Raw genomic sequence first — 17,954 nt, forward strand, 5'->3', positions numbered from 1 at the left:
GCGAGGGGCGTCGCCAGGAGGGGACACACGTGAGCACGACACCACGGGACACGGTCATCGCCATCGAGCAGAAGGCCGTCGATCGCGCCTACGACTGCTACGAAGCCAGGCTCGCGGAGATGACGTCGCCGTCGGCGGCCACGGCTTCCGCGAGCGGCAAGGACGGCATCGCGGTCCGCGAGAAGGCGGTGAGCGCGGCGGAGGAGTACGGCGGTCTCGGGGGCGAGGCCCTGGTCATCAGCCGTGTCGACGTCCAGGAGGCGGGCGACGCCGAGCCGGAGACGTTCTATGTCGGACGACGCCATGTCTTCGACACGGAGACCCGCGATCAGGTCGTGGTCTCCTGGACGAACCCGATCGCCGTGAGCTGGCACAACGCCCGGCCGGAGACGCCGGGCGAGGTGCTCCTGCGGCGCCGGTTACGGTGCGCCGGGCGCCGGGTCGAGGACTTCCTGGACGAGATCACCCCGGGCGCGGGACCGTACCCCGGCTCGCCGGAGCCCGGGCAGGAAGCCGGCCTGCCGCCGCGTTTCGTGGACGAGCCCGCTCCGCTCGAAGCCCCGTACCTCCCCGAAGCCGCCGAGATACCCGACGTCCCTGACGTCCCGGAAATCCCTCGCTCCGGCGATGGCGAGGAAGTCCCGGAAGACTCCCCGGGAGGATCCCCGGAGGAATCCTCGGGAGAAGCCCCGGAGGAATCTTCGGGAGAAGCCCCGGAGGAAGCCCCGGCGGAGGCGGAAAGCGCCACCGCCCCGCCCGCCGGAGGCCGCCACGCACGGCCGCGTGCCGTCGTCCCGGCACAGCGGCAGGCCACCGGCCGACGGCGTCAAAAGCCGCAGCCGGTCGACGAGTTCCTCCTGCGGGAGCTGCGCCGGTCGCGCAGCGGCCGGATGCGCGACATCGTCGAGACGATCAGACGCGACCAGCTGGCGCTGGTCACCGGTTCCCCGGCGGACATCCTCGTCATCCAGGGCGGGCCCGGCACCGGAAAGTCCGCGGTCGGCCTGCACCGCGTGACCTGGCTCGTCAACAACGATCACTTCCGTGCCCAGGACATCCTGGTCGTGGGCCCGCACCAGAACTTCCTGGAGTACGTGGGGCGCGTCCTGCCCACCCTCGGCACCCGGAACGTCACCGCCGTACAGCTCGGCCGTCTCTGGGAAGGGGAGGTCCGGGGCTCGGACTCCCCCACCGCGCGGCTGGTGAAGTCCGACGAACGGATGGCGGCCGTCCTGCGCAGGCGGGTGGAGAGCGAGTGCCGGCCCGAGGCCATCGACACCGTCGTCTCCGCCCCCTCCCACGCCCAGGACGAACCGGCCTTCGTCGTTGTCGTGGGCGGCACCTCCCTGCGTCTGCCGCGCTCGGAGGTGCTCGGACTCCTCCAGGACGCCCGGGAGGGAACCGAGGGCTACCGGGCGCGCAGGGACCGGTTCCGCACCCTGCTGGTGGACCGGCTGCTGGGCGAACTCGCCGGCGTCGCCCCGCACCGCGGCAGGGACGCGACCGTGCGCCGCGACCTGGAGCGCAACCGGCAGGTCACCACCCTCGTCGACCGGGTCTGGCCCGCGCTGAGCCCCGAGGTGGCACTGCGCGGCCTGCTCAACTCCCCCACCAGACTGCGTGAGTGCGCCGACGGGATCCTCGACCCGGGTGAACAGGCCTCCCTGCAGAGGCGGAAGGCCGAAAGCGCCGCCGAAGAGCCGTGGACGACGGACGACTTGGTGTGCCTCGAAGAGCTGCGCTTCCTCATCGCGGGCGAGAGTCCGCGGAGGTACCGGCACATCGTGGTCGACGAGGCGCAGGACCTCACCCCGATGCAGGCGAGGTCCCTGCGCAGACGGTGTCCGACCGGCTCGATGACCGTGCTCGGCGATCTGGCCCAGGCCACCGGACCGCATTCCTACACCAGTTGGAAACAGCTGGGCGGAATTCTGTCCGCGCAGGGTGACTGGCGCGTGGCCGAGCTGAACACCAGCTACCGGGTCCCCGCGGAGATCATGGATTTCGTGGCGCCGCTGGCCCGGGCCATCGCCCCGTCCCTGCCCTACCCGACGGCCGTACGACGGGCCGGCGACGGGGCCGTGCGGCTGGTCCCCACGACTCCCTGGGAGCTGCTGGACGACGCGGCGACCCGCACGGCACGTCTCGCGGGCACGAACGACGGCCGGTCCCCGCGGTCGATCGCCGTCATCGTGCCCGACGACTCCGACTGGCTGGAGGAGGTCCGTCGGCGCGTCGGCCTCGTGGACGGCATGACCGAGGAGACCTTGCGGACCGTGTCCGTGCTCCCCGCCGCCCAGGCCAAGGGCATGGAGTTCGACCATGTCCTGGTGCTGGAGCCGGCGGCCATCGCCGAGCGGGGTCCCGCCGGACCGCGCCGGCTGTACGTCGCCCTGTCCCGCAGCACCCAGACGCTGACGGTGCTCCACACGACACCGCTGCCGGGCGAACTCGGCACACCGGCCGACGGCACGGACGGCGAAGTCACCTCCGCCTACGCCTACTTGACGCCCATGGCCGCCCGGCCGGAGAACGGGACGGACCCCGGCGATTCCACCCATGCCTCCGCCGCCCACGCCTCCGGCAGCACCGATCCCACGGGCGACGACCTGCCGGTCGGCACCCCCGTCGAGGTGCGGGTGCTCGGCCCCGGCCCTGGTTCCCACCTGAAGGTGAAGGTCCTCGCGCCCGACACGGAGCGAACCGTCCTTCTCGTCCCGCGCCACGGTGAACCCACCCCGGCCACGGGCTCGCGGCTGGACGGCTGGGTGACCCGGAACGAAGGCCAGTTGAGCCTGGTCTCGGCCGGCGAGTTCGGGCGTCGGCCCATCTCCTCCCGGATGGCTCCCCGTTACGAGGCCGCGCTCGGTGTCCTGCGGGACATCGCGAACGGCGACGACGCGGCCCCACCGGAGACGACGGCCCTCCTCGCCGAACTGAAGGGCATGGCCGGCCGCTGCCTGCGGCGCGACCGGGTCGACTGGCTCAGCGTCTGGCGCCTGCTGGGCTCCGCCGACCGTGACCGGCTGAGCGATCTGGCGGACCTCGCCCAGCGCACCCGGCAGGCGATCGGCGCGGACACCCCCGGCCTGCGAGCCGCCCTGACGGACGACCCGGCGTTCCGGCACTGGACCGACGCTCTCGACCGGGCCCGCGACGAACTCCGCCATCGGATGCACACCGGCCCGGAAACGGGTGCGGAGACCGGGCCCCCGGCGACCGGGACCGGCACGCCGACCGAGACAGCACCACCCGGGACGATCACGGCCCCGCCGACCGAGCCCCGCAGAACACTCGAACAACAGAAGGACACCGACCCCATGAACACTGCCGCTCTCCTGGAAATCGAGCCCGCCGCCCCGTCCGCCGACTCGTCCGCCGCCTCGTCCGAGGGACGGACGGCATGGAGCGAGGCACTCGCGCGGCGACTGGACGTCGAGGCACAGGCCGACCGGGACTGCAACACGCACGAGGCCGTGCGCTTCGAGCTGAAGGCAGCGCTCCTGCGAGCGGGACTCCGGCCTTCGGACTCCCCGGTCTCCGACGCGACCCTGGAGGGCCCGGAGGGCTGCTTCCGCTACGAGGTGCTCGGCGCCGACCGTTCCGGCTACGCGCAGCTGCGGGCGGGAGCGGCCCGCCTGATGGAACTCGACCGGGTGGAAGCGCGCCCGGCGGACGTCCGATACCTGGTCCTGTCCGAGCCGCCCACGGAGGACTGGGCTCCCGACGCGATCCGGGAGGCCTTCGGTGTGCACGTCGTATGGCGAACGGCGGCAGGCTGGCACGGCCCGGACGCACGAGCCGCCCTGCACCTGACCGACTGACCGATTGAACCGATTGACCACGACTCGACCGGTCGATTGACTGATCTGTCGGGGACGCACCCACCGTCCCCGACGATCAGAAACACCTGTCCAGGAGACGCCTGTCCAGGACCTGCCCAGGACCTGTCCAGCAAGACGGGTCTGATGCGACAACTGCCCGGGGGACGCCGCCGGGTGAGCAACTACCCAGGAAACACGGTGGATGTGGACCGCCCGATCCTCTTCCTCGACGTCGACGGCCCCCTGATCCCGTTCGGCCCTTCGCGGGCACCCCGCGAGTCCTCCGACTCCGGATCGGGCTCCGAAGCACTCCCCGACGAGGGGAACCCACTGCTCGGACGGCTCGACCCCGCCGTGGGCCCGCGGCTGACGGCGCTGGGATGCGACCTGGTGTGGGCCACGACGTGGATGGAGGAGGCGAACGAGTCCGTCGGCCCACGGATCGGACTGCCCCCGCTGCCTGTGCTGGAATGGCCCGAGGCGACCGAAACGGGTCCGCGGGGTCTGCACTGGAAGACCCGCCCCATCGTCGAACGGGCCGGAGGCCGTCCGTTCATCTGGGTCGACGACGAGATCGGCCCCGTGGACCGCCTGTGGGTGGCCGCACAGTACGAGAGCCCCTACTTGCTGTACCACGTCCCCCCGTCCGAGGGCCTGACCACGATCGACTTCACCACCCTCACCAACTGGCTCCGCACCACCGTGCCGAGCCCCTGACGGACCCCCACCACCGACGGTCCCGCGCCGATCCGCCCGCTCGCGGGGCCATGCCTCGTTCAGGACGCGATACGTGCCTCGGCCTGCCGTGACGGTGGCCGCCTCCAGAAAAGCACTGACAGCGAACGCACAGACATGCGATCATTCGGCCGGTGCTCCCCGGCCCCATGGCTCGGCGCCGTCCTCCACGCCCCCATGACCGAGAGCGATTCACCGATACTCATGCACATGCGTTTCCGCGCTGCCCGCGCCACGGCCGCCGCCATCGCCGCGGCCACCGCGGGACTTGCCCTGCCGGCCACCGCCCACGCCACCGTCACCTGCGCGGACGGGGTGTGGAAGGCCACGTACCATCCGAACACCTCCTTCAGCGGTACGCCCAGGCTGACCACCTGCGACACCTCGATCAACGAGGACTACGGCACCGGCGACCCGGCCGGGGTCACCTTGCCCAGCGACAACTTCGGCGTCCGCTGGCAGACCACCCGCGACTTCGGCTCCGGGGGACCCTTCAGCTTCGGCATCGCCGTCCGCGACGGCATCCGCGTCTATGTCGACGGCACCCGCAAGGTCGACCTGTGGAAGAACGTCTCCACGACCCAGGTCAAAACCGTCAACCTCACCATTCCGAGCGGCCGTCACAGCATCCGTGTCGACTTCGTCGCGTGGACGGGCTACGCCAACGTCAAATTCGGCTACGCGCCCCGCACCTCGGCGACCGTCGACACCATCAAGCCACTGACTCCCACCGGCGTCTCGGCGGCCTACGACGCCACCACCCTCAAGGTCAGCACCCGTTGGGCGAAGAGCCCCGAAATGGACCTCGCCGGCTACCGCGTCTACCGGCGCCTCGCCGGCGTCACGGCCTGGACCCGGATCGCCGCACCCACCACGACGTCCTTCACCGACAGCCCGCCCGCCACCGGTGCCGCATACGAGTACGTCGTACGCGCCGTGGACAAGGCCGGCAACGAATCGGGCAGCTCGCCCCTCCGGACCGTCACCACCACCGACAGGACACCGCCCCCCGTACCCACGGGGCTCACCGCCACGGACCGCTCGTCGGGCATCGCCGTGGCCTGGCAGCCGGTCGCGGGCGCTGCCCGCTACTACGTCTACCGGGCGAGCCAGATCATGGACGACGACTCGGCCCCCGCCTACAGCAAGGTCGCCACGGTCACCACCGCCTCCTGGACGGACACCACCGCCCGGGAAGGGCTGAACCATCTTTACCGCGTCTCGGCCGTGGACGCGGCGGGCAATGTGTCCGCGCGGTCAGCGGTCGACGGCGTCACCCGCGGCGACCACCCGCCGCTCCCGCCGACCGGTCTCACGGCCTCGCCCGTGTCCGGCACCGGCATCGTGCTGAAGTGGACCGCCTCGCCGAGCGAGGACGTCCTTCACTACCACGTGTACAGAGATGGCGAGCTCGTCGAGGACTACCTGCGGACGGCCACGTACACCGACCCGTACGTGCTCCACGACGAGAAGTACGACTACACGGTCACCGCGGTGGACAGCCAGTCGAACGAGTCGGTGAAGTCCGTGAAGGCCTCCGCCGTGGCCCCGCGTGAAGGACTGGCACCGGCTCCCGTCGCAGGGGTGAGCGCCACCCCGCGAGAGGACGGCGTCGCGGTCAGATGGCAGCCGGGCAAGAGCGAGGACATCTCGCAGTACCAGGTCTACAAGGGCGAGTACGCGGCGGGCACCTGGACCTACTACCTGCTCTGGGAAGAGTGGTACAGCGTCGGCGATCACCCCTCCTACTTCGACGAGACCCCTGCGGACGGTGAAACCGTGCGCTACGCCGTGGTCGCCGTCGACGAGTCGGGCAACTCACGGTTCGACACGGGCGAGACCTTCTCCTTCGTCACCGTGACCGAACTCGACCTGGCCACCCCCACGATTCCGACACCACCCGGCGCGCCGCTGCAGCTCACCGCGAGGTCGATCAGCGAGGCCTGGGCGGAGCTGACCTGGAGCTGTCACGCCGAGGACTGTGCCGGCGCGACGGGATTCCACGTCTACCGGTGGGACGGCCGCACCTCGTCGTACGTACGGCTGACAAGCACCCCGCTGAGCGCCGGCACCCGCTTCTACTCGGACACGAGCGCCCCCGAGGGCATCGCACATCACTACTGGGTCACCGCGGTCATGCCGGACAACACGGAATCGGCCCCCGCCGCGGCCACGGACGCAGACAACGACAACTGAAGCCGGACACCTCGGACAGGGGAGCCGGGCCTACGACCTCAGTAGGCACGCACTGTCCCGTCGGCCGGCGCCGGCACTTCGTCCTCGGGGAACAAGCCGCTGGCCCGCATCGCCTCGGCGGCTCGTGGATCCATCAGGAGGACGAGTCCATCATTCCCACCCGTGTAGAGGGTGTGAGCACGCAGCGCGCTACGCCCGGCAGCGGCGAGCAGTTGGTTGACGACAGTCAGGGGACGGACGGTTGCCAGAGCCCACGGACTTCCGCTCTCCCAGTCCGCGGGCCTCAAGACCACGCAACGGATCCCGTTGATCGAGACGGTGTAGTCGTCGACATCCCGGACTGTCTCGACCTCCAGCACCACGCCGTATCGCACCAGTGCCGGTGCCAGCTCTCGAAGGAACCTCTCGACCCCGCCCTCGGCCAGTCCCTCTCCGTCCGCGGAGAACTCGACCTGCTCGAAGTAGAGGTCGAAATGCAGCGGATGGCAGCCGGTCGCGGTCTCGGTCATCGCGGACTCACGCAGCTCAGCCGACAGGTGATCCCACAATCCGTAGCGGTTCAGCGCCTCGGCCATCACACGATGACGCTCATCACCCCGCCAAGGATCGTCGTCCGCATCCCTGGACCGAAACCGCCTGGCCGCTCCGCCGTCGAACGTCATGGCCCGACGGTACCGCGATGGTCTGACACTGCCGCCGGCACCCAAGTACGCAAAAAGCCCCCGCCCCGCCAAGAAACAGCAGGTCGGGGGCTTACTGATGTCGCGTTACTTCTTCTTGCCCTGGTTCTTGACCGCCTCGATCGCAGCCGCCGCCGCGTCCGGGTCGAGGTAGGTGCCGCCCGGGTTGAGGGGCTTGAAGTCGGCGTCCAGCTCGTAGGAGAGGGGGATGCCGGTGGGGATGTTCAGGCCCGCGATGTCGGCGTCGGAGATGCCGTCGAGGTGCTTGACCAGGGCGCGCAGCGAGTTGCCGTGGGCCGCGACCAGGACCGTACGGCCGGTCAGCAGGTCCGGGACGATGCCGTCGAACCAGTACGGGAGCATGCGGACGACGACGTCCTTGAGGCACTCCGTCTGCGGGCGCAGCTCGGGCGGCAGGGCCGCGTAGCGCGCGTCGTCGAACTGGGAGTACTCGGCGTCGCGGTCCAGCGCCGGCGGCGGGGTGTCGTACGAGCGGCGCCAGAGCATGAACTGCTCCTCGCCGAACTCGGCGAGCGTCTGGGCCTTGTCCTTGCCCTGCAGGGCGCCGTAGTGACGCTCGTTCAGGCGCCAGCTGCGGTGGACCGGGATCCAGAGGCGGTCCGCGGACTCCAGCGCCAGCTGCGCGGTGCGGATCGCGCGCTTCTGGAGCGAGGTGTGGACCACGTCGGGCAGCAGGCCGGCGTCCTTGAGCAGCTCACCGCCGCGTACTGCCTCCTTCTCGCCCTTCTCGTTGAGGTTGACGTCCACCCAACCGGTGAACAGGTTCTTCGCGTTCCATTCGCTCTCGCCGTGGCGGAGGAGGATCAGCTTGTACGGTGCGTCGGCCATGGCTCCGAGCGTAATCGAACCCCGCGACAGCTCGCGCCTCCGGCCATCTGTCGGACACGGGAGCCCCCGTACGGCCGTCCCCCGCCCGCCCCGACGCCCTTCAGTTGACGGCATCTGTTAATTGAGTGGATCTCGACGACAGACGGCTCGTAAGTTGTGCTCACCGCCCGAGCCGCTTACATCCGTGGGGGATCCATGCCAGCCGCCGTCATGAGACGTGCCGTCCGAGAGACCGTCTCAGGGCTCCCCCGCGAGTTCTGGTGGCTGTGGACCAGCACACTCATCAACCGGCTCGGGGCCTTCGTCGCCACCTTCATGGCCCTGTACCTGACCCTCGACCGCGGCTACTCCGCCTCGTACGCGGGTCTGGTCGCGTCCCTGCACGGCCTCGGCGGCGTGATCTCCTCGCTTGTCGCGGGTGTCATGACCGACCGGTTCGGGCGGCGCCCCACGCTGCTCGTCGCGCAGGTGTCGACGGCCGCCTCGGTCGCCCTGCTCGGCTTCATGCACGACCCCGCGGCCATCGCCGCCGTCGCCTTCCTCGTCGGCATGGCCAGCAACGCCTCCCGGCCCGCCGTGCAGGCGATGATGGCCGACATCGTCCGGCCCGAGGACCGCGTCCGCGCCTTCTCGCTCAACTACTGGGCCATCAACCTCGGTTTCGCCGTCTCCTCGATGGGCGCCGGCTTCATCGCCGAGTTCAGCTACCTCGCCGGCTTCCTCATCGAGGCCGCCATGACCCTCGTCTGCGCGCTCGTCGTCTTCGCGAAGCTCCCGGAGTCCAGGCCGGTGCAGGTCGCCAAGGACGCGGAACCCGCGGTCGGGCTCGGGACGGTGCTGCGCGACGGACGGTTCATGAGCGTGGTCGGGCTGTCGTTCCTCGTCGCCCTCGTCTTCCAGCAGGGCTCCGTCGGACTGCCGGTCGCCATGGGCCGGGCCGGCTTCACCCCGGCCGACTACGGCATGGCCATGGCCGTCAACGGCGTCATGATCGTCGCGCTCCAGATCCCGGTCGGCCGTTTCATCGAGCACCGGGACCCCAAGTCGCTGCTCGTCATCTCGTCGCTGCTCGCCGGATACGGGTTCGGGCTCACCGCCTTCGCCGGGTCGGTCGGGGTCTTCACGCTCACCGTCTGCGTGTGGACCCTCGCCGAGATCGTCAACGCCCCGACGCAGACAGGTCTCGTCGTCCGCCTCTCCCCCGTCCACGGGCGCGGCCGCTATCAGGGCATGTACACGCTTTCCTGGGCCCTCGCCGCGCTGATCGCCCCGGTGATGTCCGGCGTCGTCATCGACCGCTTCGGCGCGGTCTGGCTCTGGGGGCTGTGCGCGGTGGTCGGCACGGCGGCGGGTCTCGGGTACGGGCTGCTCATGCGACGGCTTCCGGCGGAGGAGTCCGTCCGGGGGGCAGGATCGGTCCCCGACTCCGTACAGGAATCGGTACGGGAGTCCGTGCCCGACTCCGTGCGGGAGCCGGCCCAGGGTGCCGGAGCCGGAGTCACCCTCGCCTGAGCCCCCGGCCTGCGGAACCGGCCGCACCGGGACACCCCGGCCCGGCCCGGCGTCGACCCGGCCCGGCGTCACCCCGCCCGGAAGTCCGCTCCGCGGATGCGTCCGCACCTCACGGATGCATCCGCGCCCCCTTCACCACCTTGTCCACCGCGTTACGCGGTCCGTACACCGCGAGTCCCACCAGGTCCAGTTCGCCGGTCGGCACGGCTCGTACGGCCGCGCGGTTGTCCCGGTCGTTGCCCGTGCCGAAGAGGTCCGAGGTGAAGACCGCTCGCGGCAGCGCACGGGACAGCGCGCGGGCATGGGCGGCGGTCAGCGTCTCCTTCGAGGCCTCCAGGACCAGCACCGGCTGCCGGAACATCGGCAGGTAGGAGATCCCGTCGGCGTCCTCGTACGGCTCCCCGACCACCTCGGGGACGGCCGTCCCCAGGCCGCTGACCAGGAAGGCGGTCACATTGAGCCGCTGCCAGGGCTCCAGGTCGTCCCGCAGGACAACGGTGATCTTGGTGTCGAAGCGGACGGGTGCGGCGTCCGGAAGGCCCGCGCCGCCGGCACCGGACGGGTTCATCCCGGTCTCGCCGGACGGGTTCATGTCGGTCTCGCCGGACGGGTTCATGTCGGTCTCGCTGCTCATGCGAGAAGACTGCCGAGCCGCGTACCCCGTCGTCTTGTACGTTCTTTGCATGGCCCCCCAGCGTGAGACGTCCGCCTGGCGCCCCGGCGTCCCGGGCATCGTCGAGGTCTTTCACGCGCACTACACCGAGTACGCGTACCCGATGCACGTGCACGAGGCCTGGACCCTGCTGATCGTCGACGACGGCGCCGTCCGCTACGACCTCGACCGGCACCAGCACGGCACCCCGCGCGACACGGTGACCCTGCTCCCGCCGCACATCCCGCACAACGGCGCTCCCGCCACCGAGCACGGTTTCCGCAAGCGGGTCCTCTACCTCGACGGCTCGCGCCTCGCCGACGACCTCATCGGCCCCACGGTGGACGGCCCCGATCTCGCGGATCCCGTACTGCGGGCCCGGGTCGCCCAGGTGCACACGGCGCTCGCCCGCCCCGGGGACGAGCTGGAGGCCGACAGCAGACTGACGCTGATCTCGGACCGGCTGCGCGCGCTGCTCCTCCCCCGGTCGGCGCCGGAACTCCCGCCCGCCGACCGGCCGCTCGCCCTCCGCCTGCGCGAGCTCCTCGACGAGCGGGTCGTGGAAGGCGTCACCCTCGACGAGGCCGCGCGGCTGGCGCACGCCCACCCCGCGCATCTGGTCCGGGCGTTCAGCGGCGCGTTCGGCATCGCACCGCACCAGTACCTGATGTCCCGCCGCGTGGACCGCGCCCGCCGCCTGCTCCTCGACGGACGCCCGCCGGGCGAGGTGGCCACCCTGACCGGCTTCTACGACCAGTCCCATCTCACCCGTCACTTCCGGAGGTTGGTGGGGGTGACTCCGGGGCGGTACGCACGGTCGTGAACCCACGGTTCCGCCCGGCCTACAGGTCCGTCCGGCCTACAGGTCGCGCTGGGCCTCGTGGAGATTGCGGGGCCGTACGACGTCCGTCGTCCCGTACAGCTCCAGCCGGGAGTGCAGGTCCCCGGTGAAGTCGGGGACGTCGATCTGGTCGGACTCGGTGACCTCGTTGACGCCGACGGTGGCGCTGCGGGGAGCGAGGCCGTCGATCTTCATCAGACCGGCCCGGCCGTTGGTGACCCGGATGTTCCAGTGCGTGAAGCGCGCCCCGAAGAGCGGTCCCGCCGAGGCGTCGCCGCCGTGCCGGCCGTCGTTGTCGACGGTGATGTCGGTACGGACGTTCGCGAAGGGCAGTCCGCGGTGGGAGTCGAAGGTGCCCATCCGCATGTCGCCGCGCGACCAGACGTTGTACGAGGACAGGCCCTCGACGTTGATGCCGTGCAACTGGGTTCCGGCGGGCGCGGGAACGGTGCGCTCCTCGACGGTGAAGTCCTCGATCAGGTTGTCGTGCGAGCCCTCGCGGCAGAAGTACGGGTGGTGCGAGCCGCGTCCGGCGACGGTCGTACGGCGCAGGGTGCAGGCGGAGGCGGCGACGAGCCCGAATCCGTTGTCGACGTGGCGGACCGTGACGTCGTCCACCCAGCAGTCGTAGGCGCACTGCAGGACGACTCCGTTGTAGCCCTTGTCGAGCAGGTGCGGGGACTGAGGTGTCTCGACGGCCTCCAGGGTCAGCCCCTCCACCGCCGAGCCGGTCAGCTCCTCGACGTGCGTGGTCAGCCGGGGGTTCCACTCCGGGCGTACGTCGAGCGGGAGAGGGCGTTCGAAGGTCACGCGTCGTCCGCGCACCCGGGCGACGCGGACGGGCCACTCGTAGGGGACGTACGAGGTCAGCTTGGTCTTGTCGTCCCAGAAATACGCCTCGGGCCCGGGTCCGCCGCCCGACATGTGCTCCAGGAGCGTGTGCTCGGCGTCGTCGGCCAGGCGGAGGAGGACGAGTGCTCCGGGGCGCAGTTCGGAGGCGTCCGCGACGGTCACCGTCCAGGAGCCCTGGCGTGCGGGCTCGACGGTCGTGAGGGTCCGCCAGGCGTCGCGTGTGTTGCCGGTCCAGCCCTCGAAGGGCCACGCCTTCGCCTTGACGGCGGAGACGAGCGCGTCCCAACGAGCCGTGGGGGCCAGCCAGATGAGGCCGCCGGCCCAGGACCAGGACGACTTGTCGCCGCCGTAGCGGGATCCGTAGGCGCCGATCAGTTCGGTGAGGTTCCGGGTCGCGTACAGGGTCGTACGGCCGCTGCCGGCGCCCCGCAGGATCACGTTCGAGTGGCCGATGTGGATCAGGTCGTCGATGCGGAACGTCCCGGGAGGGATGGTGACCGTGCCACCGCCGGCCCTTCCGGCGGCGGCGACGGCACGGTTGATCGCGGGAGCGCAGTCCGTCGTGCCGTCGGCGACGGCGCCGTGGTCGCGGATGTCGGTCACGACGGGCCGGCGGGGAAAGCGCGCGGCCCCGCGGTGCGCGCCGGCCCTGCCGACGTACGGGATCTGCGGGTGGGTGAACGGGGAGCGGACGAACTCCCTCCAGAGCGGGGGCACTTCGCCTGACCGGGCGGAGGCGGTCGGCGCGCCGCCGGACAGTGCGGCGGCCGTGCCCCGGGCGGGTGGCGGGCCCGCCGCGGTGGCGCCTGGCGCCGCGGCGGCCGTCGTGCCGGTGACTGCCGTGGCCGCCACCGCCGTGGCACTGCCGAGCAGGGCCCGCCTGGTGATCCCCGTGTACCCGTACCCGTACCCGTGCCTGTCGGTCATGGCCGTCCGCCCTTCCATGCATTTCCCTGCGGATTTTCATGTACGTGAACGATGTTCAGGTGTGCGTCGGCGGCGAGCATGCCACGGGGACCCCGCGCGGGGAAAGGGTCCCGCAATGGCTATTTAGCGGAGGTCGGGCACCAGGGAACTGCCGGACGGCGAGCGTCAGTTGGCAGGACGCTGAGTCAGATGTGTGAACGCGTCCAGGTTGCGCGTCGACTCGCCGCGGGACACCCGCCAGGCGTACTCCTTGCGGATCGAGGAGGCGAAACCGAGTTCCAGGAGAGTGTTGAAGGAGCCGTCGGCGGCTTCGAGGACGGACCCGAGGAGACGGTCCACCTCCTCCGGGGTGACGGCGGTCAGCGGCAGCTTGCCGACCAGATAGACGTCCCCGAGGGAGTCGACCGCGTAGGCGACCCCGTAGAGCTTGAGATTGCGCCCCAGGAGCCAGCGGTGGACCGCTTCGTGGTTCTCGTCGGGGTGGCGGATCACGAACGCGTTCAGCGACAGCGAGTGCTTGCCGACGATCAGCGAGACCGTCGTCGACAGCTTGCGGGTGCCGGGCAGTTTCACGACGTACGAGCCCGCGTCGGGGCTCTCCCACTCCAGCTCGGCCTCGGTGAGGACCCGCTCGATGATCGACGCTGCGTCAGCCATGGGCCGAGCGTACGTGACCCGCGTCGGGGGTGCCGCGCCTGGTCGGACGCGGGGAGCCGACGTGGGGCGTGGTGCCTCCGCGGACGGTTGTCGGGCGTGGCGCGTCCGCAGACGGATACCGGACGTGGTGCCTCCGCGGACGGTTGTCGGGCGTGGTAGCCCTGCGGACGGATACCGGGGGTGGCGCGTCCGCCGCCGGTCTCAGGCGTGGTGCGCGCGCAGGCGGCGTCGGTGGTCCTGTGTCGCCGCCGTGTACACGTCCGCCGTCGCCGCCGCCGCGGTGTCCCAGCCGAAGCGCTCCGCGTGGCGTGCCGCGGCGGCCCCCATACGGGTCACGAGGGTCTCGTCGTCGGCGAACTCGCCCAGCACGCGCGCGTAGTCGGCGGGATGGTGTCCCTGTACGAGGAAGCCGGTCTCCTGGTGGCGTACGGCCACCGGCAGGCCGCCGACCTCGGCCGCGAGCACCGGCGTACCGGCCGCCTGCGCCTCGATGGCGACCAGTCCGAAGGACTCGCTGTACGAGGGCATGACCAGCACCGACGCGGCCCGGAACCAGTCCGCGAGCTGATCCTGGCCGACGGGCGGCCGGAACCGTACGACGTCGGCGATACCCAGCCGCGCGGCGAGCTTCTGGAGGCCTTCGGGCTTGGCGAGTCCGCTGCCGCTCGGACCGCCCACTACAGGGACGACGATCCGGCCGCGCAGCTCGGGCCGCTCGTCGAGCAGGACGGCGACCGCGCGCAGCAGCACGTCGGGGGCCTTGAGGGGCTGTATGCGGCCCGCGAACAGGGGGATCAGGGCATCCTGCGGGAGGCCGAGCCGCGCGCGGGCGGCGGCCCGGCCGTCGGCGGGCCGGAAGCGGTCGAGGTTGACCCCGGGATGGACGACGGCGACGCTGCCGGAGTCCGCCCCGTAGTGGCGTACGAGCTCGTCGGCCTCCTCCGCGGTGTTCGCGATGAGGCGGTCGGCGGCGCGCACGATCTGGGTCTCGCCGATGACACGGGCGGCGGGCTCGGGGGTGTCGCCCTCGGCCAGCGCCGCGTTCTTGACCTTGGCCATGGTGTGCATCGCGTGCACCAGGGGCGCGCCCCAGCGTTCGGCGGCCAGCCAGCCGACGTGGCCGGAGAGCCAGTAGTGGGAGTGCACGAGGTCGTAGTAGCCGGGGCGGTGACCGGCCCAGGCCTGCATGACGCCGTGGGTGAACGCGCACAGCTGGGCGGGGAGGTCTTCCTTGGCGAGGCCCTCGTAGGGGCCCGCGTCGACGTGCCGGACGAGGACGCCCGGTGCCAGCTCGACGGCCGGCGGGAGTGCCCCGGTCGTGGCCCGCGTGAAGATCTCGACCTCGATGTTGATCGCGGCGAGCCGCTGGGCGAGTTCGACGATGTACACGTTCATGCCGCCCGCGTCGCCCGTGCCGGGCTGGTGCAGGGGCGAGGTGTGCACGGAGAGCATGGCGACTCGACGGGGCCTGCGGTGCAGTCTGAGCCGCGAGGCCCCCGCCGGGGAGCGACGCCCGAGCCTGCTGACGTACTGGCTCACGTGGCGGTCCTCCTTGCTGCGGGCATGCCGGACGGAGGACGTGTCACGCCCTCCAGGGGGGAGAACGCCGGAGGTGTCCGCTCCATTTCCCCTTTGCCGAATCATTACCCCATATCGCTCAACCGTTCGACCACGGGAGGCGTCTGCCTCCCTGTCCGTCCGGATCCGCCGGGGTTTTCCACAGGCAGGGCGGGGGCGCCCGTCGGTTGCCCACAGGGTCACCGGGTCCGCGCCGGGCCGCCTACTCTCGTACGCATGACAACCCGCGCAGCGTCCCGGCCCGTGGGCACGGTGACGCGCGGGACGACGAACCCCAACCGCCTGCGCCGCATGGACCGCTGGATCGCGGCGGTGCACGGCGCCGAGCTCCGCCGGGCGCCGGAACCGGTGGCGGTGGACCTCGGCTACGGTGCCGCGCCCTGGACCGCGGTCGAGCTGCTGACCCGGCTGCGCACCGCCGCGCCCCGCACCCACGTGTTCGGCATCGAGATCGAGCCCGCGCGGGTCGCCGCCGCCCGCCCGTACGAACGTGAGGGCCTCGCGTTCCGGCACGGCGGCTTCGAGGTCCCGGTGCCGGGCCGGCCGCAGCTGATCCGGGCGGCGAACGTGCTGCGCCAGTACGACGAGGAGCAGGTCGCCGAGGTCTGGCAGCGGCTCCGCGCACGGCTCGCGCCCGCGGGCCCCGGCTCCCGGGGCGGACTGCTCGTCGAGGGCACCTGCGACGAGATCGGCCGTCGGCACGTCTGGGTCGCCCTCGGCCCGGAAGGCCCGCGCACGGTCACCTTCGCCACCCGGCTCGGCTCCCTGGACCGTCCGTCCGACCTGGCCGAGCGGCTGCCGAAGGCCCTCATCCACCGCAATGTGCCGGGCGAGCCCGTGCATTCCTTCCTGCGTGACTTCGACCGCGCCTGGGCGGCCGCCGCGCCGTACGCGGCGTACGGCGCGAGGCAGCGCTGGATACGCACCGTCCGCGACCTGAGGGCCGACTGGCCGGTCGTGGACGGGATCGCCCGCTGGCGCCAGGGCGAAGTGACGGTGCGCTGGGAGGCGTTGGCGCCCCGCGCCTGACGGAGCAGGGGCCCGGCGAGCCGCCGCGGCGACCGGGAGGCGACCGGTGCGCGAACCGGCGGGAACGATCTCGGTGAGTCGCTCGTCACACAGGCGGGGGGATGAGATCGTCATGCCGACGCGAGCCGCGGGGAAGGGAGTTCCTGCCTGCCGCGTGCGCGAGGGGGAGGGAGCTCCTGCCTGCCGCTCGCGCGACGGGAAGGGAGTTCTTGCCCGGCTCTGTCGCATTGCGCGCCGACATGGCACGATCCCTCAGGCATCCGTATGTTACTGACGGTAAATCAGGTGGGGGGCGGAGAAATGGGATCCGGCAAGCGGAGCCTGACCACGGCGGCCATGGCCCTGGCTTGCGCATGTGCCTGTGTGGTGCTGGCGTCGGCGGGGACGGCCTACGCGAGCCCGGAACCGAAGCCGACGTCGACGAGGACTCCCACGGCGGCCCCGACACCCGTGAGCAACAAGGACCTTGAAGCGGTCCGCAAGAAGCTCGACAAGCTCTACCACGAAGCCGCGGTCGCCACGGACGCCTACAACGCGGCCGAGGAGAAGGTCCAGAAGCAGTCCGCCGAGATCGTCGGGCTGGCCCGGCAGATCGTCAAGGGCCAGGCGAAGCTGGACGCTTTGAAGGACCGCGCGGGTGCCGCGGCCCGCGCCCAGTACCGGGGCGGCGGGCTGCCGCCCCAGGCGCGGCTGTGGCTGAGCGACGACCCGCAGGAGTTCCTGGACGGCGCGGGGCGGGTGCGGCAGGGCGAGCACGCCACCAAGGGACTGATGGGCGAGATGGCCCGCACCCAGGAGGACTTGCGGCAGTACGCGAAGGACGCCTCCACTCAGTGGCGGAAGCTGGAAGCCGACCGCGAGACCCGGGCCGAGGCCAAGAAGAAGATCAAACAGCGGATCTCCGACGCCGAGAAGCTGGAGTCCCGGCTGGAGAAGAAGGAGAAGGAGCGGCTCGCGAAGCTGGAGGAGGAGGCCGCCCACCAGGCGCAGTCCGTCTGGCTGAGCTCCGGCGTCCTCTCGGACATCAAGAGCGACGCCTCCGAACAGGGCAAGAAGGCCGTGAAGTACGCGACCGACCAGATCGGCAAGCCGTACGAGTGGGGCGCCGAGGGCCCGAAGACGTTCGACTGCTCGGGGCTCACCTCCCAGGCCTGGGCGGCCGCCGGTCACCCCATCCCCCGCACCTCGCAGGAGCAGTGGAAGCAGCTCAAGCACATCGACATCAAGGACATGCGCCCCGGCGACCTGATCATCTACTTCGACGACGCCAGCCACGTCGGGATGTACATAGGGGACGGCGCGCTCGTGCACGCCCCTCGCCCCGGGCGCACGGTGACGATCACGGGCGCGGGTTCGATGCAGATCCTGGGCGTCGTACGGCCGGACGCGTAGGACGCCCCAACAGGCACGGAGCGCCGCGAACGGGGTGTGCCGTCAGGCGTGACGGCACACGCGTGACGCACCGCACGTGACCTACCGCACGGTTGCCCCGGCCGCTCGGAGCCGGGGACGTGACCTTCGTCATCCCCCGGGGAACCGCGTCCTGTCCAAGTGCGTTACGGGATGCGGCATATGACGGTGACCCTTCGCCCGGCACCGCACCGTACGCCATTCCGTTGCGG

General features: G+C 71.3%; 13 protein-coding genes. 7 read left to right on the forward strand and 6 right to left on the reverse strand.

Features of this window, described 5'->3' with window-relative positions; all coding sequences use genetic code 11:
* Positions 1 to 29 precede the first annotated feature (29 nt).
* The 3 genes from OG485_RS20670 (at position 30) to OG485_RS20680 (ending at position 6,755) form a co-directional block, all read left to right on the forward strand.
* Positions 30 to 3,824 (forward strand): ATP-dependent DNA helicase, encoded by a 3,795-nt coding sequence (locus tag OG485_RS20670; RefSeq protein WP_328669799.1) that lies wholly within the window; start codon positions 30 to 32, stop codon positions 3,822 to 3,824.
* A gap of 174 nt (positions 3,825 to 3,998) precedes the next feature.
* Positions 3,999 to 4,541, forward strand: coding sequence for a hypothetical protein (locus OG485_RS20675; RefSeq protein WP_328669800.1), 543 nt, complete (start codon positions 3,999 to 4,001; stop codon positions 4,539 to 4,541).
* Positions 4,542 to 4,769: 228 nt separating this feature from the next.
* The gene (locus OG485_RS20680) at positions 4,770 to 6,755 is read left to right on the forward strand and encodes a PA14 domain-containing protein (protein WP_328669801.1); all 1,986 of its coding nucleotides are present in this window, start codon (positions 4,770 to 4,772) and stop codon (positions 6,753 to 6,755) included.
* 38 nt (positions 6,756 to 6,793) lie between these two features.
* Here OG485_RS20680 and OG485_RS20685 read toward each other — a convergent pair whose 3' ends face one another.
* Complete coding sequence (locus tag OG485_RS20685; RefSeq protein WP_328669802.1) at positions 6,794 to 7,417, reverse strand: hypothetical protein; 624 nt, start codon at positions 7,415 to 7,417, stop codon at positions 6,794 to 6,796.
* Positions 7,418 to 7,522: 105 nt separating this feature from the next.
* Positions 7,523 to 8,284, reverse strand: a complete 762-nt coding sequence (locus tag OG485_RS20690; protein ID WP_328669803.1) for a phosphoglyceromutase — start codon at positions 8,282 to 8,284, stop codon at positions 7,523 to 7,525.
* Between the two features lie 195 nt (positions 8,285 to 8,479).
* On the opposite strand from OG485_RS20690, the gene OG485_RS20695 reads away from it, so the two are divergent.
* Positions 8,480 to 9,796 carry an MDR family MFS transporter gene (locus tag OG485_RS20695; RefSeq protein WP_328669804.1) on the forward strand — a complete coding sequence of 439 codons (1,317 nt, stop codon included), beginning with the start codon at positions 8,480 to 8,482 and terminating at the stop codon, positions 9,794 to 9,796.
* A gap of 109 nt (positions 9,797 to 9,905) precedes the next feature.
* Here the strand turns inward: OG485_RS20695 and OG485_RS20700 are convergent, their stop codons facing one another.
* A complete protein-coding gene (locus tag OG485_RS20700) occupies positions 9,906 to 10,364 on the reverse strand; it encodes a DUF2000 domain-containing protein (RefSeq protein WP_328674575.1) in 459 nt (152 codons plus the stop codon).
* Positions 10,365 to 10,479: 115 nt separating this feature from the next.
* Between OG485_RS20700 and OG485_RS20705 the strand changes: the two genes are divergently transcribed.
* Positions 10,480 to 11,271 (forward strand): helix-turn-helix transcriptional regulator, encoded by a 792-nt coding sequence (locus tag OG485_RS20705; protein WP_328669805.1) that lies wholly within the window; start codon positions 10,480 to 10,482, stop codon positions 11,269 to 11,271.
* Positions 11,272 to 11,307: 36 nt separating this feature from the next.
* On the opposite strand, the gene OG485_RS20710 is transcribed toward OG485_RS20705, so the two are convergent.
* The 3 genes from OG485_RS20710 to mshA form a co-directional block, all read right to left on the reverse strand.
* Entirely contained in the window at positions 11,308 to 13,068 is a 1,761-nt protein-coding gene (locus tag OG485_RS20710) for a glycosyl hydrolase family 28-related protein (protein ID WP_328669806.1), read from the reverse strand.
* Between the two features lie 165 nt (positions 13,069 to 13,233).
* Positions 13,234 to 13,725, reverse strand: a complete 492-nt coding sequence (locus OG485_RS20715; protein ID WP_328669807.1) for a YbjN domain-containing protein — start codon at positions 13,723 to 13,725, stop codon at positions 13,234 to 13,236.
* A gap of 201 nt (positions 13,726 to 13,926) precedes the next feature.
* A complete protein-coding gene (gene mshA / locus OG485_RS20720) occupies positions 13,927 to 15,264 on the reverse strand; it encodes a D-inositol-3-phosphate glycosyltransferase (RefSeq protein ID WP_328669808.1) in 1,338 nt (445 codons plus the stop codon).
* Positions 15,265 to 15,519: 255 nt separating this feature from the next.
* Between mshA and OG485_RS20725 the strand changes: the two genes are divergently transcribed.
* Entirely contained in the window at positions 15,520 to 16,332 is an 813-nt protein-coding gene (locus OG485_RS20725; RefSeq protein WP_328669809.1) for a class I SAM-dependent methyltransferase, read from the forward strand.
* A gap of 300 nt (positions 16,333 to 16,632) precedes the next feature.
* Complete coding sequence (locus OG485_RS20730) at positions 16,633 to 17,724, forward strand: C40 family peptidase (RefSeq protein ID WP_328669810.1); 1,092 nt, start codon at positions 16,633 to 16,635, stop codon at positions 17,722 to 17,724.
* Positions 17,725 to 17,954: the final 230 nt, after the last annotated feature.

Origin of the sequence: Streptomyces sp. NBC_00328 (genome assembly GCF_036139655.1) — a bacterium.
In the GTDB taxonomy this organism is placed as follows: domain Bacteria; phylum Actinomycetota; class Actinomycetes; order Streptomycetales; family Streptomycetaceae; genus Streptomyces.